Origin of the sequence: Spirulina subsalsa PCC 9445, assembly GCF_000314005.1 — a bacterium.
In the GTDB taxonomy this organism is placed as follows: Bacteria; Cyanobacteriota; Cyanobacteriia; order Cyanobacteriales; family Spirulinaceae; genus Spirulina_A; species Spirulina_A subsalsa.
In genome coordinates this window covers 4,635,026-4,657,247 of record NZ_JH980292.1, presented here as the reverse complement: position 1 = coordinate 4,657,247, position 22,222 = coordinate 4,635,026, and the positions used below count along the sequence as shown (strand labels likewise).

The 22,222-nt window shown below is 47.3% G+C and carries 21 protein-coding genes; 11 read left to right on the top strand and 10 right to left on the bottom strand.

All coding sequences use genetic code 11. The features are described 5' to 3' along the window. The first annotated feature begins 9 nt into the window (after positions 1-9). Positions 10-651: a MotA/TolQ/ExbB proton channel family protein gene (locus SPI9445_RS0121200; RefSeq protein ID WP_017306799.1), complete on the top strand. Its 642-nt coding sequence runs from the start codon at positions 10-12 to the stop codon at positions 649-651. Here the strand turns inward: SPI9445_RS0121200 and SPI9445_RS0121195 are convergent. Both SPI9445_RS0121195 and SPI9445_RS0121190 read right to left on the bottom strand, forming a co-directional pair. Then, the gene (locus SPI9445_RS0121195; protein ID WP_100227107.1) at positions 642-2,546 is read right to left on the bottom strand and encodes an ATP-binding protein; all 1,905 of its coding nucleotides are present in this window, start codon (positions 2,544-2,546) and stop codon (positions 642-644) included. The two genes, SPI9445_RS0121200 and SPI9445_RS0121195, sit on opposite strands and share 10 nt — an antisense overlap. 402 nt (positions 2,547-2,948) lie before the next feature. After that, the gene (locus tag SPI9445_RS0121190) at positions 2,949-3,749 is read right to left on the bottom strand and encodes an ABC transporter ATP-binding protein (RefSeq protein ID WP_017306797.1); all 801 of its coding nucleotides are present in this window, start codon (positions 3,747-3,749) and stop codon (positions 2,949-2,951) included. Positions 3,750-3,832: 83 nt separating this feature from the next. Between SPI9445_RS0121190 and SPI9445_RS0121185 the strand changes: the two genes are divergently transcribed. Both SPI9445_RS0121185 and SPI9445_RS26510 read left to right on the top strand, forming a co-directional pair. Further along, positions 3,833-5,377, top strand: a complete 1,545-nt coding sequence (locus SPI9445_RS0121185) for a serine/threonine-protein kinase (RefSeq protein WP_017306796.1) — start codon at positions 3,833-3,835, stop codon at positions 5,375-5,377. 24 nt (positions 5,378-5,401) lie between these two features. Further along, the gene (locus tag SPI9445_RS26510; RefSeq protein ID WP_017306795.1) at positions 5,402-5,659 is read left to right on the top strand and encodes a type II toxin-antitoxin system HicB family antitoxin; all 258 of its coding nucleotides are present in this window, start codon (positions 5,402-5,404) and stop codon (positions 5,657-5,659) included. Here the strand turns inward: SPI9445_RS26510 and SPI9445_RS0121175 are convergent. Beyond that, positions 5,619-6,254: a LysE family translocator gene (locus tag SPI9445_RS0121175; RefSeq protein WP_017306794.1), complete on the bottom strand. Its 636-nt coding sequence runs from the start codon at positions 6,252-6,254 to the stop codon at positions 5,619-5,621. The two genes, SPI9445_RS26510 and SPI9445_RS0121175, sit on opposite strands and share 41 nt — an antisense overlap. Before the next feature lie 136 nt (positions 6,255-6,390). Between SPI9445_RS0121175 and SPI9445_RS0121170 the strand changes: the two genes are divergently transcribed. After that, the gene (locus SPI9445_RS0121170; protein ID WP_017306793.1) at positions 6,391-6,843 is read left to right on the top strand and encodes an Lrp/AsnC family transcriptional regulator; all 453 of its coding nucleotides are present in this window, start codon (positions 6,391-6,393) and stop codon (positions 6,841-6,843) included. A 109-nt stretch (positions 6,844-6,952) separates the two neighbouring features. Here the strand turns inward: SPI9445_RS0121170 and SPI9445_RS27895 are convergent, their stop codons facing one another. The 3 genes from SPI9445_RS27895 to SPI9445_RS26495 form a co-directional block, all read right to left on the bottom strand. Continuing rightward, entirely contained in the window at positions 6,953-8,362 is a 1,410-nt protein-coding gene (locus SPI9445_RS27895) for a response regulator (protein WP_017306792.1), read from the bottom strand. Positions 8,363-8,456: 94 nt separating this feature from the next. Continuing rightward, positions 8,457-11,174, bottom strand: coding sequence for a response regulator (locus SPI9445_RS26500; protein ID WP_017306791.1), 2,718 nt, complete (start codon positions 11,172-11,174; stop codon positions 8,457-8,459). Between the two features lie 233 nt (positions 11,175-11,407). Next, entirely contained in the window at positions 11,408-12,211 is an 804-nt protein-coding gene (locus tag SPI9445_RS26495; RefSeq protein WP_017306790.1) for a DUF1997 domain-containing protein, read from the bottom strand. A 307-nt stretch (positions 12,212-12,518) separates the two neighbouring features. Between SPI9445_RS26495 and SPI9445_RS0121150 the strand changes: the two genes are divergently transcribed. The 6 genes from SPI9445_RS0121150 (at position 12,519) to SPI9445_RS0121125 (ending at position 17,062) form a co-directional block, all read left to right on the top strand. Beyond that, complete coding sequence (locus SPI9445_RS0121150) at positions 12,519-13,178, top strand: SDR family oxidoreductase (protein WP_026079994.1); 660 nt, start codon at positions 12,519-12,521, stop codon at positions 13,176-13,178. 33 nt (positions 13,179-13,211) lie between these two features. Then, a complete protein-coding gene (locus SPI9445_RS0121145; RefSeq protein WP_017306788.1) occupies positions 13,212-13,889 on the top strand; it encodes a glycoside hydrolase family 24 protein in 678 nt (225 codons plus the stop codon). 67 nt (positions 13,890-13,956) lie between these two features. Further along, a complete protein-coding gene (locus tag SPI9445_RS0121140; RefSeq protein ID WP_033374025.1) occupies positions 13,957-14,511 on the top strand; it encodes a thioredoxin family protein in 555 nt (184 codons plus the stop codon). Positions 14,512-14,602: 91 nt separating this feature from the next. After that, positions 14,603-15,325: a UMP kinase gene (gene pyrH, locus SPI9445_RS0121135; protein ID WP_017306786.1), complete on the top strand. Its 723-nt coding sequence runs from the start codon at positions 14,603-14,605 to the stop codon at positions 15,323-15,325. 13 nt (positions 15,326-15,338) lie between these two features. Beyond that, complete coding sequence (frr, locus tag SPI9445_RS0121130) at positions 15,339-15,860, top strand: ribosome recycling factor (protein ID WP_420329832.1); 522 nt, start codon at positions 15,339-15,341, stop codon at positions 15,858-15,860. 77 nt (positions 15,861-15,937) lie between these two features. Then, positions 15,938-17,062, top strand: coding sequence for an NAD(P)/FAD-dependent oxidoreductase (locus SPI9445_RS0121125; RefSeq protein ID WP_017306784.1), 1,125 nt, complete (start codon positions 15,938-15,940; stop codon positions 17,060-17,062). On the opposite strand, the gene cobM is transcribed toward SPI9445_RS0121125, so the two are convergent. From cobM to SPI9445_RS27890, 3 genes are all read right to left on the bottom strand, one after another. Then, positions 17,063-17,881, bottom strand: coding sequence for a precorrin-4 C(11)-methyltransferase (gene cobM, locus SPI9445_RS0121120; RefSeq protein WP_202803744.1), 819 nt, complete (start codon positions 17,879-17,881; stop codon positions 17,063-17,065). It lies immediately after the preceding gene. 255 nt (positions 17,882-18,136) lie between these two features. Further along, positions 18,137-18,508 (bottom strand): c-type cytochrome, encoded by a 372-nt coding sequence (locus tag SPI9445_RS0121115; RefSeq protein WP_202803743.1) that lies wholly within the window; start codon positions 18,506-18,508, stop codon positions 18,137-18,139. Positions 18,509-18,611: 103 nt separating this feature from the next. Next, the gene (locus SPI9445_RS27890) at positions 18,612-19,658 is read right to left on the bottom strand and encodes a hypothetical protein (protein ID WP_017306781.1); all 1,047 of its coding nucleotides are present in this window, start codon (positions 19,656-19,658) and stop codon (positions 18,612-18,614) included. 136 nt (positions 19,659-19,794) lie between these two features. On the opposite strand from SPI9445_RS27890, the gene SPI9445_RS0121105 reads away from it, so the two are divergent. Next, positions 19,795-20,715 (top strand): metallophosphoesterase, encoded by a 921-nt coding sequence (locus SPI9445_RS0121105; protein WP_017306780.1) that lies wholly within the window; start codon positions 19,795-19,797, stop codon positions 20,713-20,715. A gap of 73 nt (positions 20,716-20,788) precedes the next feature. Here SPI9445_RS0121105 and SPI9445_RS0121100 read toward each other — a convergent pair whose 3' ends face one another. Then, entirely contained in the window at positions 20,789-22,078 is a 1,290-nt protein-coding gene (locus SPI9445_RS0121100) for a glucose-1-phosphate adenylyltransferase (protein ID WP_017306779.1), read from the bottom strand. Positions 22,079-22,222 lie beyond the last annotated feature (144 nt).

Below are 22,222 nucleotides of genomic sequence, written 5' to 3'. Positions count from 1 at the left end.
TTAGATTTCATGGTGATGTTGAGTGTTATTCCGGTTGTAGCTGGTGGCTGGGTGACGGTGCCGCTTTTGGGGTGTTCTCTGTTGGCTATGGTGTTAATTGGGGAACGGGTGTTCTTTTGGTTACGGGTGCAGCGTCGTCAACGGGGGGTGATTGAGGCGGTTTTGCGGTTGTATCCTCGGGAGTGCGATCGCGCTTATCAACTCCTCCAAGCTAATCTTACCCTACCCCTACCCCGGATTTTTTGGGTTGCCCTCTCTCTCGATCACCCCACCCCCGAAGAGTTTCGCCTCGCCCTCGAAAGTGCCACTCAAGCGGAATTACCCATCCTGAAACGCTTTAACACGGTGTTTGAAACCATTATCACCGTTGCCCCCCTTTTAGGGCTATTGGGGACGATTTTAGGCCTCATGCAGGCCTTTTCCGGGTTACAAATCGGCGATTTAAGCGGCAGCACTCCCCAAGCCGTGACGGGAGGAATTAGTGAGGCATTAGTTTCCACCGGAATGGGGTTAGTTGTGGCCATTATTACTCTCCTCTTTGCCAATAGTTTTCGCGGGTTATATTTACGGCAATTGGCTTTAATTCAGGAGTTAGGAGGACAGTTAGAATTATTATATCGTCATTATTACTCCCGTAACTATCACCCCTGATAAACTGGGATTTGAATAACAAATTCTGTGCCGCGAGTGCAATCCGAACTACAGGATAAATTCCCTTGATGACGTTCTACAATAATTTGGTAACTAATCGAGAGTCCTAAACCTGTGCCTTTACCGATGCCTTTGGTGGTGAAAAAGGGGTCAAATAGACGATGTTTAATCTCTTCAGGAATCCCCGATCCATTATCGCGAATGCGGATATAAATTTGAGAATCGATATGTTCGGTTTCAATCCATAGGGTGGGTGTTGAGGGAGGAGATTGTTCCTTCTCACGCAGAGGTTCTAAGGCATCAATAGCATTACTGATTAAGTTCATAAACACTTGATTTAACTGTCCGGCATAACATTCCACATCAGGCAAATTTTGATAGTTTTTAATCACTTCAATGGCTTGACATTCCGGTTTCTCTTTCATTTGGTTATACAGAATAGTCAGGGTGCTATCTAACCCATCGTGAATATTAACGGATTTTAATTCCGCTTCATCCATGCGGGAAAAGTTGCGCAAGGCTAACACAATTTCTTTAATGCGCTTGGCTCCCATTTGCATTGATGCCATGAGTTTGGGAAAATCTTCTAGGACAAATTCAACATCTAAATCATCCATTGTTTCCCGAATTTCTGGGGCAGGATGGGGGTAGTAAAGCTGATATAAATCCATGATTTGTAAAATATTTTTGGTATATTCATCAGCATGGATCAAGTTGCCATAAATAAAGTTAACCGGATTATTAATCTCATGGGCAACCCCAGCCACTAACTGCCCCAAACTTGACATTTTTTCAGTTTGGACTAACTGAAACTGGGTATTTTGCAGTTTTTTCAGGGCTTCTTCTAATTCGTCTTTCTGTTCACGCAGTAGTAATTCTGATGTTTGGAGAGAGTAGTTGGTTTGGGCGAGCGCTTCGGTTTGATTCAGCAGAGATTTTTTAGTTTTTTCCAGTTCGGTAACGGTTTGAGTCTTTTCTCGGTTAATTTGAATATAACTACAACATAGCCCCACAAAGGGAACGAGATAAGCCACAATTTTTAGGAAGTGAGCCACGTTAAAATTACTATCAAAAAGTTCACTTGAACCGAAGGCCATGTGAATTTGAGTAATAACTTGAGGAACGGTACTGACTAATAAGGCTTGGGAAAATAAACTGGGATGACGATAACACAATTGGGGAAAAACAAAAAATCCGGCTCCGGCAAATAATACTAGGGGTAATACGTCCCAAGGTCGGGTAATAATGGAGTCTGGAAATAGGGTGATGGGCAGGTTATTACTGCGCACACACATTAAAATTGTACTGTAAGCAATAATGCCAGAAAGAACAGCCGCGACGGCAATAAAACTCAGACTGCTGCATATTTTAATGGGTTTACGGATTAGGAAAATACTAGCCCCAGCAATCATAATCACAGCACTAAAGAGGCGACACATTGCCCAAGTAAAGGGAATGAGGGTTTCACTACTAGCAACGCCTTCAATTAAACGATCGGCGGCGAGGGTATGAAATCCATCCATACAGCCTGCATAAAACAGAGCAATACCGATAATAGGGGTAACAATATCTCGGTTAAAGGTGAAGTGAACAAAGGCGAGAATAGCGGTAAAAAGAGCGGTACAAAATGCACTCCATTCTAGGAGAGAATGAACAAAACTCCCCGCAAGGGAATAGTGCATACTGTCCAACATTTGGGTGGGACTTTGCTTGGCTAAGTCTTGTAGCGAAACTAGAGGTCGAATGGTACTGAAATCAAAGCCTAGAACTTCTAAGCCAAAGGGGATTAAACAAAGAATCATAACCCCGAGTAAGGTGTGATAGGGAATGGGGGATGATTTGAAGAGAAAGCTAGACATAAAGCTGTTAGAGATAGGTAATCGATAGTCGGTCATGACGAGTTTCTATGGGCTGAGTAGGGAGTTATAGATAGAGTGGGAAATAGACAAAACAAGCCCGAAAATATACTTAAATGAAACTATATTTTCTGAAAAATAGGGTCAAACTTAAACGAGGGAGTGACTCAGTTTTAGTTCCGATTTAACTCACGGCTATGGGGAGTCTAATTCTCTGCTCCCTGTTGTTGATTATCAAAAAGTAAGCGTATTAACCTCAGCTATTATTCTGATTTTAAGGTAATTTTCTAAAATCGGTGACAATGCTTCACAAATTAGGAAAAAAGTCAAAAAAACTTAATTCTGTCCCTTTTTAAGCCTTTATGCAGGGGCATTTGACAACAGAACTAATGCTTAAGTTCATTCTATTTTTTGTATTAATGGCTACAAATTTTTATAAATTTAATGGGGTTCTAGGGCGACTTCTTTAATTTGATCGGGGGTGAGATGGGAATATAAAACGGTTCCGTCTTTAAACCAAGCAATGCGTCGGGTGCGACTGGCTACATCTGCTTCATGGGTGACTAAAATAACGGTCATTCCCCCTTGATTTAATTCGGTGAAGAGATCGAGGATTTCGTTGGCGGTGCGGGAGTCTAGGGCTCCTGTGGGTTCGTCGGCGAGGAGTATAATGGGGTGGTTGACGATGGCGCGGGCGATCGCAACTCGTTGTTGTTGACCACCAGAAAGTTGATTAGGTCTATAATGAAGGCGATTGCCTAATCCCACTTTTTCTAAGGCTGCCGCCGCGCGATCGCACCGTTCCCCATGCTCTACCCCAGCATAAATCATAGGCAACACTACATTATCGAGGGCGCTGGATTGAGGGAGTAAGTGATACTGTTGGAAAACAAACCCAATTTTGCGGTTACGGACTTCTGCGAGTTGGGATTCTGATAAAGTGGTGACATCAATTCCATCAAGATCATAGCGTCCAGAGGTGGGACGATCTAAACAGCCGATCATGTTCATCATGGTGGATTTTCCCGATCCCGACGGCCCCATGATGGCACAATATTCATGGTTTTCTAACCTAAAATTTACCCCTGCTAAGGCACGAACTTCCGCCTCTCCGGTGCCGTAAACTTTCGTTACATTTTCCATCCGGATAATCTGATCCGATGAGGTTTTAGCCGAAACATCAATTGTAATTTCTGCTGTACTTTCTGAGGGGGTCAACTGGGGAGAATGTATGGGATTCATGTAAAGATCACTCAAGATTTCAATGGACAATTTCCAACCCTACTCAATTTATACTTGAATAAACGCCTGTACCTAGCCCCATTATGGTTTATTGCCTTAATCCAAGCTGTTCTAAACCCCATAATAGCAATCTCAGCCCGAGTTGTGAGACTTGTGGGGCGGCACTCCTGCTAAAAGAACGATACCACGCGGTTAAATTATTAGGTCAAGGGGGTTTCGGTCGGACGTTTTTGGGGGTGGATGAACATTTACCTCAACATCCTCCCTGTGCGATTAAACAATTGTATCTACAACAGGCGAGTCCGGCTGTACTGAAGAAAGCGAAGGAATTATTTGCTCAAGAAGCTGTGCGTTTGAGTGAGTTGGGTCAGCATCCCCAAATTCCCACCCTTTTGGCTTATTTTGAGGTAGAAAACCGTCTCTATTTGGTGCAGGAATTCATTGAGGGACAGGTCATTTCAGCCAAGTTATGGCAACGAGTCCGGGATAAAGAGGCTCAGATTTGGCGACTTTTGCGGGATTTGTTGCCTGTTTTGCAATATATCCATGAACGGAATGTAATTCACCGGGATATTAAACCGGAGAATATTATGTGGCGAAAAAGCGATCGCCGTTTTGTCTTGATTGACTTTGGGGTAGCGCGAATGTTGACCCAAACGGCCATCATGGGAGGAGCAACGATTATCGGCACCCCCGGATTTATGGCTCCTGAACAATTGCGGGGTAAAGTGTTACCCGCTAGTGATTTATTTAGTTTAGGGGTGACTTGTCTCCACCTACTCACGGGAGTCTCTCCCGAAGCGATGTTTGATGTGCTAAATGAACGTTGGGAATGGCGCAAGTTTTTAAGCCCAGATACCACCATTAGTCCTAAACTCAATAAGGTGTTAAACCTGATGATTTCGCCCTCCCTTCGTCAACGGGTGCAGTCGGCTGAGGCTCTGTTAAAATTACTGGGACGACCTACACGCAAACCTCCCCCTCCCCCTCCCCTAACGTCCTCTCCTCTCGTCACAGGTTCCCCTGCCTCGACTTTTATTTCCCGTCCTGTCACCGACCCCAATCAGCCCACCGTAGCAATTTCCCGAGAAGAAACACAGGAACAAGAGGAGGACTCTTTACAGTTAATGCCGCGTCAAGAAAGTATGACTCCGAGTCCTCTATTTCAGGCCTTGCAAGAGGTGGATCGAGAACCTATTGTGATTGATTACAATGGGTTACAAGACCTCTTAAAACGCAAACGCTGGCAAGCGGCCGATGATGAGACTTGGCGGATTTTGTGTGAGTTATCGGGTAAACGGGAGGGTGCTTATTTATCGAATAGTGATTTAGCGCGTTTACCTTGTGGGGATTTGCAGGCCATTGATCTGTTTTGGTATGAAGCGAGTCAGGGACTGTTTGGATTTCGGGTTCAGGCGGCGATTTATGAGGAGGTTGGGGGACAATGTAATTTATTTTGCGATCGCCTCGGTTGGGTTTTACATGATCCCCACAGTCTCAAGTATTTTCAGTTTAACCTCAAAGCCCCCCCCGGTCATTTACCCTCCCGTCGTTGGGTGGGGGGGATGTCTTGGTGGAAACACGCGCCCGTTTTTGCTCAACGCTTATCTGAGTGTGAGTTAACTTGATTTCTGATTGTGAATTATCATCAAATGCAAAAAACTCGACGGTTAACGGCAATTATTGAGAGAGAAGGTGATGGATATTTTTCTTTGTGTCCGGAACTTGATCTGGCGAGTCAAGGTGACACGGTGGAAGAAGCGCGATCGAATTTAATAGAAGCGATCGAACTTTTTTTGGAGATGGCTGATGCTTCAGAAATTGAACGTCGCCAGATTGGGGGAACTCATGAATTACCCCCACCCCAAACTATTCAAAATTGCTGTAGAACAGAATCACAGCAAAACTAATCAAAATAATCCCCGACAAGCGATTAATCCATTTTAATTTGTCCACGGTGAAGGTGTTAGAGAGAACCTTGTGGCGTAAGTGATTAACCCCAGAACTTAACAATAACCACCACAACGCCGACCCGGTGAAAACCCCCAAAATTAAAGGAAAAGCGGTTAAAAAATGGTGATGCTCTCCTAACCCTAACCCAGAAAAGATACTCAAAAAGAAAAAAATTGTCAAGGGATTTGTCAGGGTTAAAAAAAGCGTGGAACTGTAGGCAAAGAAGCCATTCATGGAGGCCGTCGCGGAGAGGGTTTCTGGGTCAGGAGAAGGGGGTTTGCTGGTGAAGGTTTGGACTCCTAAATAAACTAGAAACAGCCCCCCTAAGAGACGTAACAGCCCTTGATGGTCTAGGAGGGGATTCATCAAACCGAGGCCTAAACTGGCAATACAGCCATAAATTCCGTCGGCTGTGGCGGCCCCTAAACCAGAGAGTAAGCCAATCAGACGACCATGGTTGAGGGTGCGTTGAATGCAGAGAAAACCAATGGCCCCGATGGGAGCGGCGATCGCAAATCCAAAGACCATTCCTTGTAAAAATAGAGGTAACATGGTGAAGAGAGTGGGTTTAAAAGCTTAGTTTTAATTTAAAGGAATATTAGGCGAAAATAAAGAGAAAATTTAAGCAAAACTCTTGATTTATGCACTAAGTTTAAGCTATAATATAAAAATTGCTTTTAAATTGAAGATGCAACTGGATTATACAGACTGGCAACTCCTCGAAGCCTTACAGAAAGATGCACGCTTGTCCTTTTCCGAACTGGGGCGACGAGTAGGACTATCGCCCCCGGCCGTCACCGAACGAGTGCGAAAGCTGGAAGAATCGGGCATTGTAGCCGGGTATGGGGCGGACTTGAATCCGGGGGCTGTGGGATTGCCGATTTTGGCCTTTATTCAACTCACCACCTCCCCGGAACATTATCCTCAAGTGACGGCCTTAATGCAGGAGTTACCGGAGATTCTGGAGTGTCATCACGTCACGGGAAACACTTCCTTTGTTGTGCGTGCGATCGCCTCTTCCCTCGCCCACCTAGAACAGATTATCGGTAAACTGAGTCAGTATGGGCAAACCAGCACTTCAGTTGTCCTTTCGAGTCCTGTCACGAAAAAGCCCATTGCGTCTCGACTTATTACCCGATAGTGAGGGATTAGCGTAGGTTAGGCACAGGAAAAGCGCAACCTAACATCCTCCCAATGTTGGGTTACACTGCGTTCCACCCAACCTACAGGGAGTTGGTTTCCTGTTCCCCCTACTCCGCAATGCCCCAAAGCTTAATTTCCGTATCACTCGCGCTGACAATCCACCAACCATCAGGACTCACAGCTACCCCATTAACAGCCGTTTGGTGGGCTTTTAAGGTGCGTAAATTTTCCCCCGTATCCAAACGAGTAATATTAATAATCCCTTGTTCATCCCCACTCACAATACATTGATTATCTGGGGTTAAAGCAAGGGTTGTGACTCGGAAGGATTTAACATTTAACGGCCCCAACAATTCCCCCGTCGCAAAGTCCCAGAACTTAATATTACTGTCGTGGGATCCAGTGAACACCGTTGAACCATCAGAAGAAATCACTACCGATGTCACCGCCATAGATTGATCATTAAGCGGTCCCAACAATTCCCCCGTGGTGAAGTCCCAGAGTTTAATATTACTGTGGGCGGAACTGCTAATAATAATTTGCCCATCGGGGGTAATTGCTAAACTATTAATCCCCATCGACTGATCACTGAGGGTGTCGAGGAGTTCCCCGGTCATAATATTCCAGAGTTTGAGGTTGCTATTGTGAGCGCCACTGATAACGGTACTACCATCAGGACTCACCGTAATACAGTGAGCGCCTTTGGAGTAGAGGCTAAATTGCTCAATTTTGCTCAAGGTGGCTAGTTCCCAACGGCTGATATAACTGTTTTCGCCGCAGGTGTAAAAGGTGAGGCCATCGGGACTCATGGCAATATCTTGAACACCATAGGCTTGGCGGCGGTTGCCGTTGGTTTGTACACAGTCGAAAAATTCGTAGGGGATGGGAGTACCGGGAGGGAGGAATTCTAAGGGAGAATGGACGGGGTGAGCGCCATTGTCCGGGATGGGGATGGATTCGGATTCCGGGGCAACTGGAGAGGGTGGGGGACTGACGGGATGGGGTTCAGGGTGGGCGCTGATTAGGGTAGCGACATCATCGGGGTTTCCTTTGGCTTTGGCTTGGGGAGTGGGGGCTTTTTGGGCTTTAGGTTGGGCTTTAGGTTGGGCTTTAGGTTGGTCTTGAGGGGTGCGAGGGCGTTGGGCGTTGGCGATCGCAGATTTAATCGCTTTCTGGAACGTTTTGCGCTCAAAGGGCGGGGTAACAACGGCGCAGTAGTCTAAAACATCGGCTAATTTTTGGGCAACGGGATCTTTTTCGGTAGCCACTAACACCATCGGGATGTTTTGGAGTTTGGGGTGCATTTGGGCTTTTTGCAGGATTTTCCAGCCTTCAATCTGGGGCAAAGCGTATTTAAGAATAATCAGGCGTAGGTTTTCGTGTTCTTCTTTGATGGTGGCTAGTGCCGCTTTACCATCGACGGCCTCGACTACTTCAAATTTCCCCCCCGGTAACATTTCCCGAATTGCAATGCGCATTGCACTATTATCATCCGCGATGAGAACTCGATTAGCCATGTTTACCTCTTAAAAGCCTTACCTGATTGTGTGTGGGCAGGGTGAGCGGATAGGATGGCAGACTAGATTCATCTCGCAATTGGGCAACCCGCCCCTAGGAATGGGAAATGTATTTCCATACTTTGATTGTATTGTCTCGACCGCCACTGACAATGGTTTTGCCGTTAGAACTGACGGCTACAGCGCGGACTAAATCCGTATGTCCCATTAGGGTATGAATATATTGTCCGGTTTGGAAGTCCCAAATTTTCACGGTGTTATCCCGACTGCCGCTAATAATCGTTTTGCCGTCTCCACTAATGGCTACGGAGGTGACAGATTGATTATGGCCGCGCAGGGTGCGTAAAACGTGACCTGTTTTGAGATCCCAAATTTTAATCGTGCGATCGCGACTGCCACTAATAATATTTTCGCCGTTCGGGGTAATACAGACGGAACGAATTTCGTCGGTATGACCCAGGAGGGTGTTGAGAAATTTCCCGGTTTTCAAGTCCCAGATTTTCAAGGTTTGATCCCGACTGCCACTCACCACGCGATCGCCTTTCGGACTAATCACTAAATCTGTCACCCCCCGAGAATAGCCCATCAAGCTCCCTTTTTCTTCCCCACTGTCAAGATCCCAGATTTTAATGGCGGGGGTGCGTCGTAATAGGGTGAGAATAAATAACACCAGGGGGACACTCTGCATGGGCAGGCGACTGAGCATTTCTTCTAAACTAAAATCAAAGGTGGGTTTGATGGTATTTTCCGCGCTCGCACTGACGACGGTTTTTCCATCAGGACTCACGGTTAAAGCATAGATTTTGTGGGAGTCGCTGCTAATGGTGCGGATTTCTTCCCCACTGTCAAACTCCCAGATTTTAATGGTGTCGTCGGTGCTACTGCTGACAATGCGATCGCCTTCTGGTGTCACCGCAATGGACAACACCGCCGACTCATGACCCACCAACGTCCGCACTTCTCGCCCGGTTAAAATATCCCAAATCTTAATCGTGCTGTCCTTACTCCCACTCACCGCATAACGACCATCGGGAGTTAACGTCAACGCTTGCACCCAATAAGTATGACCCACCAAAGTATGGAGACATTCCATCTGTAACCAGTCACTTTGCTCAATCACCATGGGCAAGTAACGCTGGGGATTTTTCAGGTTTTCAATGATTAGTTTTTCGGCGGTTTCTTGAATAATCCCCGACTCTTCTTTCACCGCATTAATCACTAAACGATACCCATCCTCTCCATAATTAAATGCGTCCTTTAATGCCCCCAAGCGTTCCGCCTCAATAGCACTCTGCCAACGCATCATCAGGTCATCCAGTCCCCCTAATGTCACTTGAGATTGAATGAGCGTCCCTTGACGATTGGTTTGGGTGTCTTCCTCTAAAACAATGTCATGGACTCCATAACTTTCCTCTGTTTCTTCCTCCTCTTCTGGACTTAAACTAAATCCTTCCGTAGATTCAATTTGTACAGAGTCAATATTTACATTTCCAAAGTCTACTTCTACCCCATCCGCATCAAAGCTAATCCCAATCCCCGTTTTTCTCCTTGATGATTCGCTTTCTTCCTCTTCTCGCGGTAGGTTTAAAAAATCGGCGGGTAGGGGTTGCTGATCCTCTAAAACAGTTTGATCCAAATCAATGGCATCTAAATTCAGGTCGTTTGCTGCCCCTAAATTTCCCCCAGTTCCCCCTTGTTCTTGCGCCGAATCTTTATCACTAACAAGCTCATTTGTCAAGGGAAAATTAAGAAATTCTGAACCCACCTCATCTAAATCTAAAACATCATTTTCCCCATCAAACGGACTAAATAAATCATCAGGAATCTCATCTAAGCTCGGAGTAGATAAACTCTGATCATTGCCAGCAAAAGGATTAGCAAATTCCCCGCTTGTGGCGGTACTGTCTGACAAAGGGGGCGAAGTCAAAAAAGGACTATCCGGGGGTGGGGCGGGAATGGCCCCTGTATCTTCCTCTGAAGTTGTGTAATTATCTAACGGTGTGACATTAGGATCATCATCTTCTGAATCTTGGTCAGAACCAAATTCTAAATCCAGAGAACGCCGGGCTAAATCTGCTAATTCTGCCAGTTCATCCGGTGCTAATTCTGAACCAAATTGGCTGAATTCTTGGGGCAATTGAGCCATAAAATCCCCAAACTGTTCTAACTCCCCAAAGGGATTGTCGGGATCATCAAAATCGGGAGTTTCCGGTTCGGTGAGGGGGACTTCTGGGGGGAGAACTACAGAATCCAAGGGTAAGGAAGACGATTCTAGGGGCGTTTCGGGAAGATCAAAATCAAAATCGAGGCTATCTGAGGGGGCGTTGATTTCCTCCGTTGGGGCAGCAGGCATCGCCATCACCTCCTCTGACGGGGTGGAGGGGGTGGGGGCAGAGTCGGAGGGCTGTTCCAGTCGATCGGCGGTTTTCAGGGCTTTAGCTTGATGGACAGCAGACTTTACGGCGGCCTTGAGTTGGCCTTTACTAAAGGGTTTTTGCAGTAGGACAATGGGGCGAGAGTCTAAGGCTAAACCTTCGGGAGGGGTAGCATTGCGACCAATTAACACCATGGGGATGCGTTCTAGGGTGCGATCGCCTTGAGTCCGTTCAATCAGATCCCAGCCATTCAACTGTGGGAGATTCACCTCCAAAATAATGAAGCGAATCAAAGCCCCCTCCTGATAGATCAAGGATAACCCCTCCTCTCCATCCCCAGCTTCTTGAATCTCGTAATTGCCTTTCGGTAACAATGTCCGAAGTTGCGTCCTCATTTCGTGGTTTTCATCAATGATTAGGACTTTGCGGCTTACCATGATGTGTTGAGTAGATGACGTTGACATCTTCTCCCAGCACCCCTAACGGGTGTGCAGGGAGATTCTTTGAGTCGCCCCAAAGATTTCCTGCATAGAATACAGCAACCACGAGAGCAGACTGGGAGAGGAGCATCAGACTCTAGATTATCCAACAGTCTCACCGTTCAGTCTCACCGTTAAACTTCGGCTTTGACATACTCTCCTGCCTGAGTTTCTTGGGTAACGAAGGAGGGTTAACTCAGATCCATATTATCTGAATTATCTGAATTATCGCTTAAAGTCCCTGAATTCCCTTCCCTTTCCTCTTCTTCCCCCATTGTTTCCCCTAAACGGAGTAAATAACGAGATTGTTTCGGGGGTAACGGCAAACCTAAACGTTTATGAAAATCACTTTGGACTTTATAGGTTAAACGGGGGGAGATTTGCCGGACAATTTGTGCTAGGAGACGATCCCCCGTATTCTGCAACAAGGGACGAGGAAATTTATAGATAAACTTGGGAAATTCAATCATAACCTTGAGATGGAGATGCCACGTCACTTGAGTTAATACAGCATCCTCGGGATAATGTTGATTCCAAGGCACCGCTACCCCAGCGACTTCTGCTAAACGCATGGAGGCGAAATAATCCACATCGTAGCCCGGAGGCGTATAGTCCGGTACGGGAACGCTATACATATCATAAATTTGGTTCTCCGGTGGGGCTAGCACAACGCCCATTTTGGGTTCCACCTCATAGCCGAATGCACCAAACCGCCCAATTGTCAAGACATACCCATTTACCCCGAAAGGTTCCGCCGTCATGGGTTTAGCGCAGCGTGTAAACCATCCTTCATGAGCATCTAAATATTCAGCCACGACTTGGGGGGAATCATACATTCCCATACCCCCATGAAAGTGGGTTTCAAAGGTGAAGGGGTCATAATTGGTGTCCTCAATCTCCTCTGAAGAGGGATTGGTTTCCATTGCCACAGGATTGAAGTCTGGAGAAAAACTAGATTGATTCACGGCATGATGATTTCTAAAATTAGATAACATAAAACACCCTTGGGCATGGTTTACAGTGGCGTTGAGGCTCCCCCTTAAACTCGAAAACAATTCAGTGAGGGAGATTCTGGGGTTTACTAATTTGGCTCGTAGGGTGATTTTAGCTCAACCCTTTAAAAGCTGGCTTTGATCTTTATCACCGAATCCTTAAAACCCTCTTGTTAATGTTCCCGTTCCTGTTACCATCCTCTCCACACCCATCACAGATTAGATTCTGCCACCGTGGTATGGGGACAGCACTGAGGCCGATCTTGGTACATTGTTAACAGATCACAAAATTAGTAAGTAGTATATGACGATCAAAGCGTTTGTCGCCGGAGCAACCGGACGAACCGGAAAACAGATTGTAGAAGTGTTAACAGAAAAAGAGATTCCGGTGGTGGCCTTAGTCCGCAGTTTGGAGAAAGGGCAAGAGGTGCTGCCGTCTTCGGTGGAATTGGTGGTGGGGGATGTGTTGCAGCCCGAAACGTGGGAAAAGGCGATCGCCTCCTGTAATGTTCTCCTCTGTGCCACTGGAGCCACCCCCTCCCTCGACTTTACCCAACCCTATCGGGTGGACTACGAAGGCACAAAAAACCTGATCACCCTTGCTCAACGTCACAAACTGGATCACTTTGTTCTAGTGTCTTCCCTCTGTGTCTCCCAATTTTTCCACCCCCTTAACCTCTTCTGGTTCGTGTTGTACTGGAAAAAACTGGCTGAGGAAGCCTTACAACAAAGTCAGATCCCTTATACTATAGTTCGACCGGGAGGACTGTTGGATTATGACACCTCCGAAGGTCTAATCATGCAAAGCGCCGACACCCTCTTTGAGGGACGTATTCCCCGGCGAAAAGTGGCCGAGGTAGCCGTAGAAGCTCTTTTTTCAGAAAAAGCGCGTCAGAAGATTGTAGAAATCATCACTCAAGCTGACGCACCCTCCCAAAATTGGGAGCAACTGTTTAGCCGTGTTGTTTGAGGAATGAAGTTTCCCATGAATTCAGTCCATCCAATGCCCAAATATATAACCAACCCTTTAATCCTGGTGGGAAACTTTCTTGGCCTAGCCGGGTTATTATTTGCCGTTTTTATTCTTCAACCGGAACCCGCCCCCCGTTCCGTTGCTCCCCGTCATGGACGGGGAACCCAACCTCTGGTTATGGAAGGGGGGGATCCCTATATTCGGGCATTAATGCGCACGATTACAGCCAGTGAAGCTAATGTAACCCATCCCTATACTGTCTTATATGGGGGGGAGCATATTCAGGATCTTAGCCGTCATCCTGAGCGCTGTGTTCCCATTGTGGTCGGCCCCAATGTGGGCAACTGCACAACGGCGGCGGGACGCTACCAGTTCATTAATATCACTTGGTACGAAAAGGCGGAACGCTATCACCCTGAACCGTCGGGCTTTTTGCTCTGGAAAAACTACAGTTTTGAACCTCAATATCAAGATGTGGTGGTTTACCAGTGGTTAAGTGATCCCCAAGCTTGGGGAGGGACAGATATTGCTAAACTACTGCGAGAGGGCAAAATTGAGGAGGTTTTGCGCCTGTTATCGGGAACTTGGACGAGTTTAGGCTATGGTATTGAAACCAATTCCATGAGCCGTTATTTACCCGCCATCTATGAGGATATGTTAGAAGATGAGTTAAATCAGAAAGGTGAGTCGGGGGAAACGGTGGGTTAAGCCCTATGATGGGGAGAATTCACGGGTCTTTAATCTGGACATTAAATGCTATTGAGGTGAATCCAACATGGTCACAGAAACACCAAGGGGAATGATTGGTCAATATGCCCCGGATTTTGAACTACCGGGTATTGATGGGGAAGTGTATCACCTGACCCGTTATCGGGAGCAGTTGAACGGGGTGGGGGTGGTGTTTATGTGTAACCATTGCCCCTTTGTGGGTTTATATCTGGAACGGTTAAAACAAATTCAGACGGAGTTTAGTTCCCAAGGATTTACTCTAATGGGGATTAATGCCAATGATGCCGCCCAAGTACCCGAAGATAGTTTTGAACGGATGAAATGGTTCAGCGCCCAACAGCAACTGAATTTTCCCTACTTGCGGGATCCCAGTCAGGATGTGGCGCTGGCCTTTGGGGCAACGAAAACCCCGGAGGTGTTTCTCCTAGACGCGGCGGGTAAAATTCGTTATCAAGGGGCGATTGATAACTACGCTGAATCGGCGGACAAGGTGACAGAGGCTTATTTCCGGGAGAATATTAAACGCTTATTGACCGGGGAGGCGATCGCACCAGAATTTACCGAGGTGATCGGCTGTTCCCTGAAATGGCGAGAAGCCTAACGGGTCAAGTCCCCCCGCAAGAGGCCGAACAGGGGACAAAAACCTGCTATCGTAATTGAGGCAAGTATATATAGCGAGTTGCAGAGAACCGATGACTTATCGGCGGGTTTTACTTAAATTGAGTGGTGAAGCCTTAATGGGGGATCTGGGGTACGGGATCGATCCAAAGGTGGTTGCAGATATCGCTCAGGAAATCTCAGAAGTGGTCAAAATTGGCGTACAAGTCGCCATCGTGGTGGGAGGTGGGAACATCTTCCGAGGGGTGAAAGCCGCATCCGCCGGGATGGATCGGGCAACAGCCGATTATGTGGGCATGATTGCAACGGTGATGAATGCTATCACCTTACAGGATGCCCTCGAACAGATTGGGATCGCCACTCGGGTTCAAACCGCGATCGCCATGCAGGAAGTGGCAGAACCCTATATCCGACGGCGCGCCATTCGTCACCTGGAATATGGGCGAGTGGTGATTTTTGGCGCGGGTTCGGGGAATCCCTTTTTTACCACCGATACCACGGCCGCCTTACGCGCTGCCGAAATTGACGCGGAGGTAATTTTTAAAGCCACTAAGGTTGACGGGGTGTATGATTCAGACCCCCATGTAAATCCCGAAGCCAAACGCTATACCAGCTTAACCTATAGTCATGTTCTGAGTAACGATTTAAGGGTGATGGATGGCACGGCGATCGCCCTCTGTAAAGAAAACAACATCCCCATTGTGGTTTTTAACCTATCGGTTCCGGGAAATATTGTCCGATCCGTTAAGGGTGAAAACATTGGGACTATAGTAGGAGGTTTTTGTGAAATTAACTGAAGTCGAAAATTTAATGACCAAAACCATTGAGGCAACTCAACGGTCTTTTAATACCATTCGCACCGGACGCGCTAATGCTAGTTTACTCGACCGGATTACAGTGGAATATTACGGAGCCGAAACTCCCCTCAAAGCCTTGGCCAATATCAGCACCCCGGAGGCGACAACGATTCTAATTCAGCCCTACGATAAGGGCAGCATGGCCGCTATTGAAAAGGCTATTAGTCTATCAGATTTAGGCTTAACGCCCAACAATGACGGTCAGGTTATTCGCTTAAATATTCCCCCCCTGACCAGTGAACGCCGTCAGGAATTAGTGAAACAAGCGGGTAAACTGGCGGAAGAGGGCAAGGTGGCTATCCGGAATATTCGCCGGGATGCCATTGACTCTGTGCGCAAACAGGAGAAAAGTCATGATGTCTCGGAAGATGAATCCCGGGACTTACAGGAGGCCATTCAAAAGCTGACGGATAAGTACACCGCTAAGGTCGATGAATTATTGAAGGTCAAAGAGAAGGATATTATGACCATTTAGTGAAAATACACCCGTCCCCCTTCCCCTTGCTAACGTTGTGAAATGTGGCGTGATTTGAGCCTAAACAAAGGATAAACATGGTTGACTGTATTATTGTTGGTGGAGGCCCCGCAGGGGGCGCGGCGGCTTATCATTTGGCCAAACGCGGCCATTCCGTCTTGTTGTTAGAAAAAGAAACCTTACCCCGGTTTAAGCCCTGTGGCGGTGGGGTTTCTCCGGCCGTTGCCCAGTGGTTTGATTTTGATTTTAGTCCGGTAATTACGGCTCAGGTGACTCAGGTTCGCTATACTTGGCAGTTTGATGATCCGGTGTCTTCTCAGTTGAAAACGGAACCGATGTGGATGGTCAAACGAGATGCTTTTGATCATTTTTTGTTACAACAGGCTGAGGCGCAAGGGGCAAAAATTCAAGATGGAACGTCTGTGGAGGGGTTAAGTTTTGATGGATCCCGTTGGCAAGTAACGACGAATCAGGGGACGGTAGAGGGAACCTATTTGCTTGGGGCGGATGGGGTAAAAGGGGTTTGTGCCAAGTTGTTGGGCTTTTCGGCCGGGAAGACGGTAGCGGCGGCGATGGTAGAAGTGGGTTGTCCTCCGAGGGATCCGGCGATCGCGCAGTTTGATTTCGGGTCGATTAAAAACGGCTTTATCTGGTCATTTCCCCAAGCCGAAAGTTATGTGGTGAGTGCTTGTGCGATCGCCGGAAAAAATAAACCCCAAGACCTCCAATTTGCCATCACCGAATATATTCAAGAGTTAGGCTTACAGGATGGCCCCCACCAGACCCATGATTATCCTCTCATGATCTGGTCTGAACCCAAACCCCTCCACGCCCAAAACGCCCTACTGGCCGGAGAAGCAGCCGGATTAGTCGATCCTCTGATTGCCGAAGGCATTCGCCCCGCCCTCTACAGTGGCACGAAAGCGGCCGAGGCCATCTCTGCCGCCCTCACCGGAGACAGTAACGCCCTGGCCAACTATAGCCAAGTGATCCAAGAGGAATGGGGGACTAATATGGCGTTAGCCCAAAAATTATCCGGTTTGTTCTACAAGTTCCCCAAAATTGCCTACAAAGTCGCCCTGAAACGTCCCACAGCCGCCCTATTAATGAGTCGCATTCTCGCAGGTCGTTTGACCTATTCTGATGTGACTGATCGGGTGATACAAGTCTTGAAAAAGAACTTATTACCGGGTATGGGATAATTAATTCCCGATTCCCGATTCCCGTTTTCGGAACAGATGGCTGTGTGTGGGATGGTAAAGACGCGATCGCCTCCCCTTTTCTGTACTTACCCCTTGCTCCAAAACCCCCAAAGCCGGACTAATCAAGTACAGAGTCGTGCGAGTTAATTCTTGCTCCCTCGTCACCCGTGCCATATCCTGCAACGACACCAGCCAAAACTGCTCATCAGGCCAACCCACACGGAAACAAATCGCTACAGGGGTATCGGGAGGATAATGTTCTAGTAATTGCCCTTGGGCCGCCTCCACATGACGGGCGGCAAGGTAAAGGCATAAACTGGCCTGATGGGCCGCTAAACTCGCTAATTCTTCGGCTTTCGGCACGGCTGAAGCGCGACCACTGATCCGAGTGAGGATGATCGTTTGCACTAATTCAGGAATAGTTAACTCTGCCCCCAATTTAGCCGCCGCCGCTTGAAACACACTAATACCGGGGATCAGTTCAAAGGGAATCTCCGCCGCGAGGAGGGCTTGAATTTGCTCGTAGATGGTGCTGTAAAGGGTGAGATCCCCAGAGTGGAGACGAACCACAGAACAACCAGAACGCACCCGGTCAATCATCAGAGGGATCATTTGCTCAAGAGTTTGATGTCCGGTGGGGACTAATTCCGCATCGGAACGCACATCCCGCAACATTTGCCGGGGAATGAGGGAGTTGGCATAAATGATCACATCGGCTTGTTGTAGGATGCGGTAACCTTTGAGGGTGATTAAATCAGGATCTCCCGGGCCGGCTCCGATGATATAGACGGCGGGGGATAGGGGCATTGAAGGGAGCATAACAGGGAACGAAAAATTTTTTGAGGACTTGTCCGGATGGTGGGGTGACTTCCAGAAGATTGGAATGGTAGATGCACCCTGGTAAGGCTCTGGAGATGACACTCCAGGGCTTTTTCTTTTATTGATAGTAAAACAGCGTGGATTAACTGCGGTCGGTGCGCCCGTGGTCAAACAGCCCAGTCATGGCGTTCTGTCGGGGACTTCGGTCTAGATAAGAGTCTATATGGGAATCCCTCGCTTTCAGCGATGGGAGGTTCAACTCCAGTTGTTTTGGGCTTGTTCGAGGACGTAGCGGGAGACGGTTTGGATTTGTTCGGGGGTGAGGCGATCGCCAAACGCGGACATATTAGCCTTTCCATTAGTCACTAATTCAACAATAGCTTCGATTGTCTCAACATGATTCCGTTCGAGGGCGCGCAATTTTAGAGTTTTCCCCCGTCGGACAATATTTCCCCCTCCGGCATGGCATCCCGCGCAATAGTAATTAAACAGGCGCTCTCCAGTGGGAGCCGATTCAGCATGACTCGGGAGAGAGTGGAACAGAAGTCCAGACAGCACAAGTACGATTAACAACATTCCTTGAATGAGGAGATGGGAGTATTTTTGTCGAAGGGTTTTCCAGATCATGGTTAATAGGGGATAGGGAGCAGGGGGGGAGAGGGAACAGGGGAGCAGGGGAGCAGGGGAAAGGGGGAGATATCTATTACCTATTCCCTATTCCCCACACTCCTCAATCATTAGATCGTCTTAAAATCACCATCTCATCGCCAACCACCGGACTCCGGGCTAATAACACCCCCTCCCCATCGTATAACTCAATTTTCTTGAAATCCAACGTCCGGGAACGGGCAAACATTTCATCCGCTAACTGATTTTGTCGTTTCTCGGGTAAGCTATACCACTCATCCCCCACCGCCACAATTAACTGACTGCCCAGAAAATCGGCCTCAATCGACCGAATTAACCCCTCTGCGTACTGATTCGTAATTTCCGCCACCTGATTTTGAATCGCCGCAATTAGACTCTGTTCAGGATTGAGACGTAAAGGACGAGAGGGGGGCGCAATGGGAGCAGGAGAGGGAGCCACGGGGGATTTAGGGCTGGGAGCCTTAACTTCTGGGGGCAGATTCTGACTGGATTTCGGGCGAGTTTCCGGTTGTTCCACTCCCGAAACGGGGGGTTTTTCCGCCACTTGGGGCGACGGGGAACGAGATACCCACGTCACCGACAACAACAGCACTAAAACCACTGTCGCGCTGATAATTCCCGTTAATGCCCAATCCGAGAGCTTTTCATTCCAACTCCCCGGCAACAGAAGACGCACTTTTTCTAAAATCCAATCCCAAACCTTCTGGACTGTCGAGAAACTGGGGGGGATTTTTTCAATCAGATCATCCAAATCTTCGGGAAATTCTTCCTGTTGTGATACCACCCCCGGACGGTTTGTTTCCTCTAAAGCCCCGGAAACAGACGAGGACGGCTCATTCTTGACAATTTCCTCTAAGGGTTCATCATTATCTCCTTTCGGCGGTCTGGGGGCGACGGGTGGGGGGGGTGGGGTTTCGAGGGTAGTGGTGAGGGCGTCTACTCCGGCCATGAGACTGTTTAAGGCCCGAGTGGCCGCTAATTCGCCTTGTTCGCTGGTGTCGAGTTTTTCTACTAATCCTTCGAGTTGCCCAATCACCTCCCGTAAAGCTTTGAGGGTATCTGCTTTGGAGAGAGATTGCCCCTCAGAGGAAAATATATTTGCCGCTTGTTTAGAATCGTCTTGTGTCATGCCGTTTTCTTCTAATCCCCACCGATTAACCCATCTTTAACCAATTTGCGATACATTCAGGCAAGAAACCTGCCACTTTAAGGACAAATTTACCGCACAATCTGCGGTTTATTGTTGCTCACGCTAAAGATTTATTATGAACATGAAACGCCGTCAATTTCTACTTTGGGCTAGTGTAAGCGGTTTGGGAACTTTGGCGATCGCCAAAATCTCCCGTTCCCCCGTTCAAGCCAACGCCCCCCTCCCCCATGAGGCGAATTTAATCAGCCAAATCCCCTCTAATCCTCCCCTCATGCGTTTCGTCTCCGTCGGAGACACCGGAACAGGCGCTCAAGGTCAGTACGCCGTCGCCAACGTCATGCACCAGTATTATCAACAAAACGCCTACCCCCTGGTGGTACTGGCCGGAGATAATATCTACAACAACGGCGAAATTGAGAAAATTGAGCAAGTCTTTGAACGCCCCTACGCCCCTCTCCTACAACGAGGGGTTAAATTTTATGCTTGTTTAGGCAATCATGACATCCGCACCGACAACGGAGATCCTCAAGTCGCCTATGCTGGCTTTAATATGCAGGGTCGTCGTTATTACAATTTCCGTCAAGGCGATGTAGAATTTTTCGCCCTTGATACAAACCACAATGCAGACTGGGCGAATCAAATGATTTGGATTGAAAAAGCCCTCAAACAAAGTGATGCCCCGTGGAAAGTGGTTTTTGGTCATCATCAAATCTATTCCTCGGGTCACTATGGCATTAATCAGGCCTCTTGGGTAAAATCCCTCACGGGTTTATTTAAAACTTATGGGGTGCAACTTTATATTAATGGTCATGATCATCATTATGAGCGGATTCGCCCTGTTAATGGCACGACTTATATGATTTGTGGGGGAGGGGCTGGGCTGCGTCCCATTGTGAACCGCATTCCTCAAAGTGCCTACGCTGCGGAACGTTTAAGTTTTGCCGCTTATACCGTTTATCCCCATCAAATCCTGATTCAAGGTATTGGCACTGACGGCAACGTTTTTGACCAAGGTATTATTAATCGTCAAGCTTGAAAACCTAAAATAAGCCAAAATAAAGGGTGAGAGTAATTCTCACCCTGTCTAATTTTTGAGTAAAAACAGTTTTTTAAATTACGGTACCATCGGGAATAATCGCATTTTTCAGGATGACCACAATCCCACTGCGGATATAGAACCCTTCATCTTCACGATTCGCTTCTTCTACCCGGTCTTTATTGAGGATCATTACCTCACGACCGATGCGGGCATTTTTATCCACAATTGCTCGGCGAATGGTTGACTTTTCACCGATGCCCATAGGAATTTTACCCGTTTGTTTGTTTTTTTCCCGTTCGGCAAAGGGTTCATAATAGTCCGACCCCATCACTAGGGTATCCTCAATTTTACACCCAGATTCTACTCTTGTCCGAACCCCTAAAACTGAATGACTAATTAAACAGTCTTTGAGAATACAACCTTCGCCAATAATCGACTCCTTCACCTCACTATCTAATAGTTTGGTGGGGGGAAGATAACGGGCGCGGGTGTAGATGGGGTATTTTTCGTTGTAAAAACTAAAGGCGGGTTGAGGTTGTTGGGTTAAGGCTAAATTCGCTTCATAAAAAGCCTCAATGGTTCCGATATCCTCCCAGTAATCATCAAACAAATAGGCTTGGATATTATGATCTTTCGCCGCACCGGGCAAAATCTCTTTACCGAAGTCTGTCTGTTCGGGATTTTGTTCTAGGAGTTTACACAAAACGTCTTTTTTGAAGACGTAAATCCCCATAGAAGCAATATAGGGTTTGAGTCGTGCTTCTTCAGGATTTAAGCCTAAAGTGGTGGTGTCCACCTGCATTTGTTTTAATGCGTCTCCTTTGGGTTTTTCGCTGAAATCAACGACTCGTCCGTGATCATCAATTTTCATCAAACCGAAGCTGGAAGCCCGTCGTTCATCAATGGGAATCACAGATAGGGTAATATCTGCATTGGTTTCCCGGTGACGTTGAATAAACAGACTATAATCCATCCGGTAAAGGTGATCTCCCGAGAGGATAAGATATTCATCTACATCCCATTCTTGCAGCAACCAAAGATACTGGCGTACTGCATCAGCCGTCCCTTGAAACCATTGAGGATTTTCTGCGGTTTGTTGGGCCGCGAGTACCTCAACAAAACCGTCACTAATGGCCGAAAAATTATAGGCGCGGGTTAAGTGACGGTTAAGAGATGCTGAGTTGAATTGGGTTAAAACGTAGATTTTCTGAATGTCTGAGTTAATACAGTTACTCACGGGAATATCGATAAGACGATATTTTCCGGCGAGGGGTACGGCGGGTTTCGCCCGTAGTTTAGTTAAAGGATACAGGCGAGTTCCTGCACCGCCCCCTAATATGATCCCTAGTACTCTTTTCACGAAAAACCTCTCGACTGCCAGTAGACTCTCACTGACAAGTTTAAGCCTGTAGGGGACATCTCACAATTTGTTACGAAATGTTAAGCTATTACGAAATTGTCCTCAGAGTAATTGTTATTCCTTGGGCATTTCTATGGATATCCG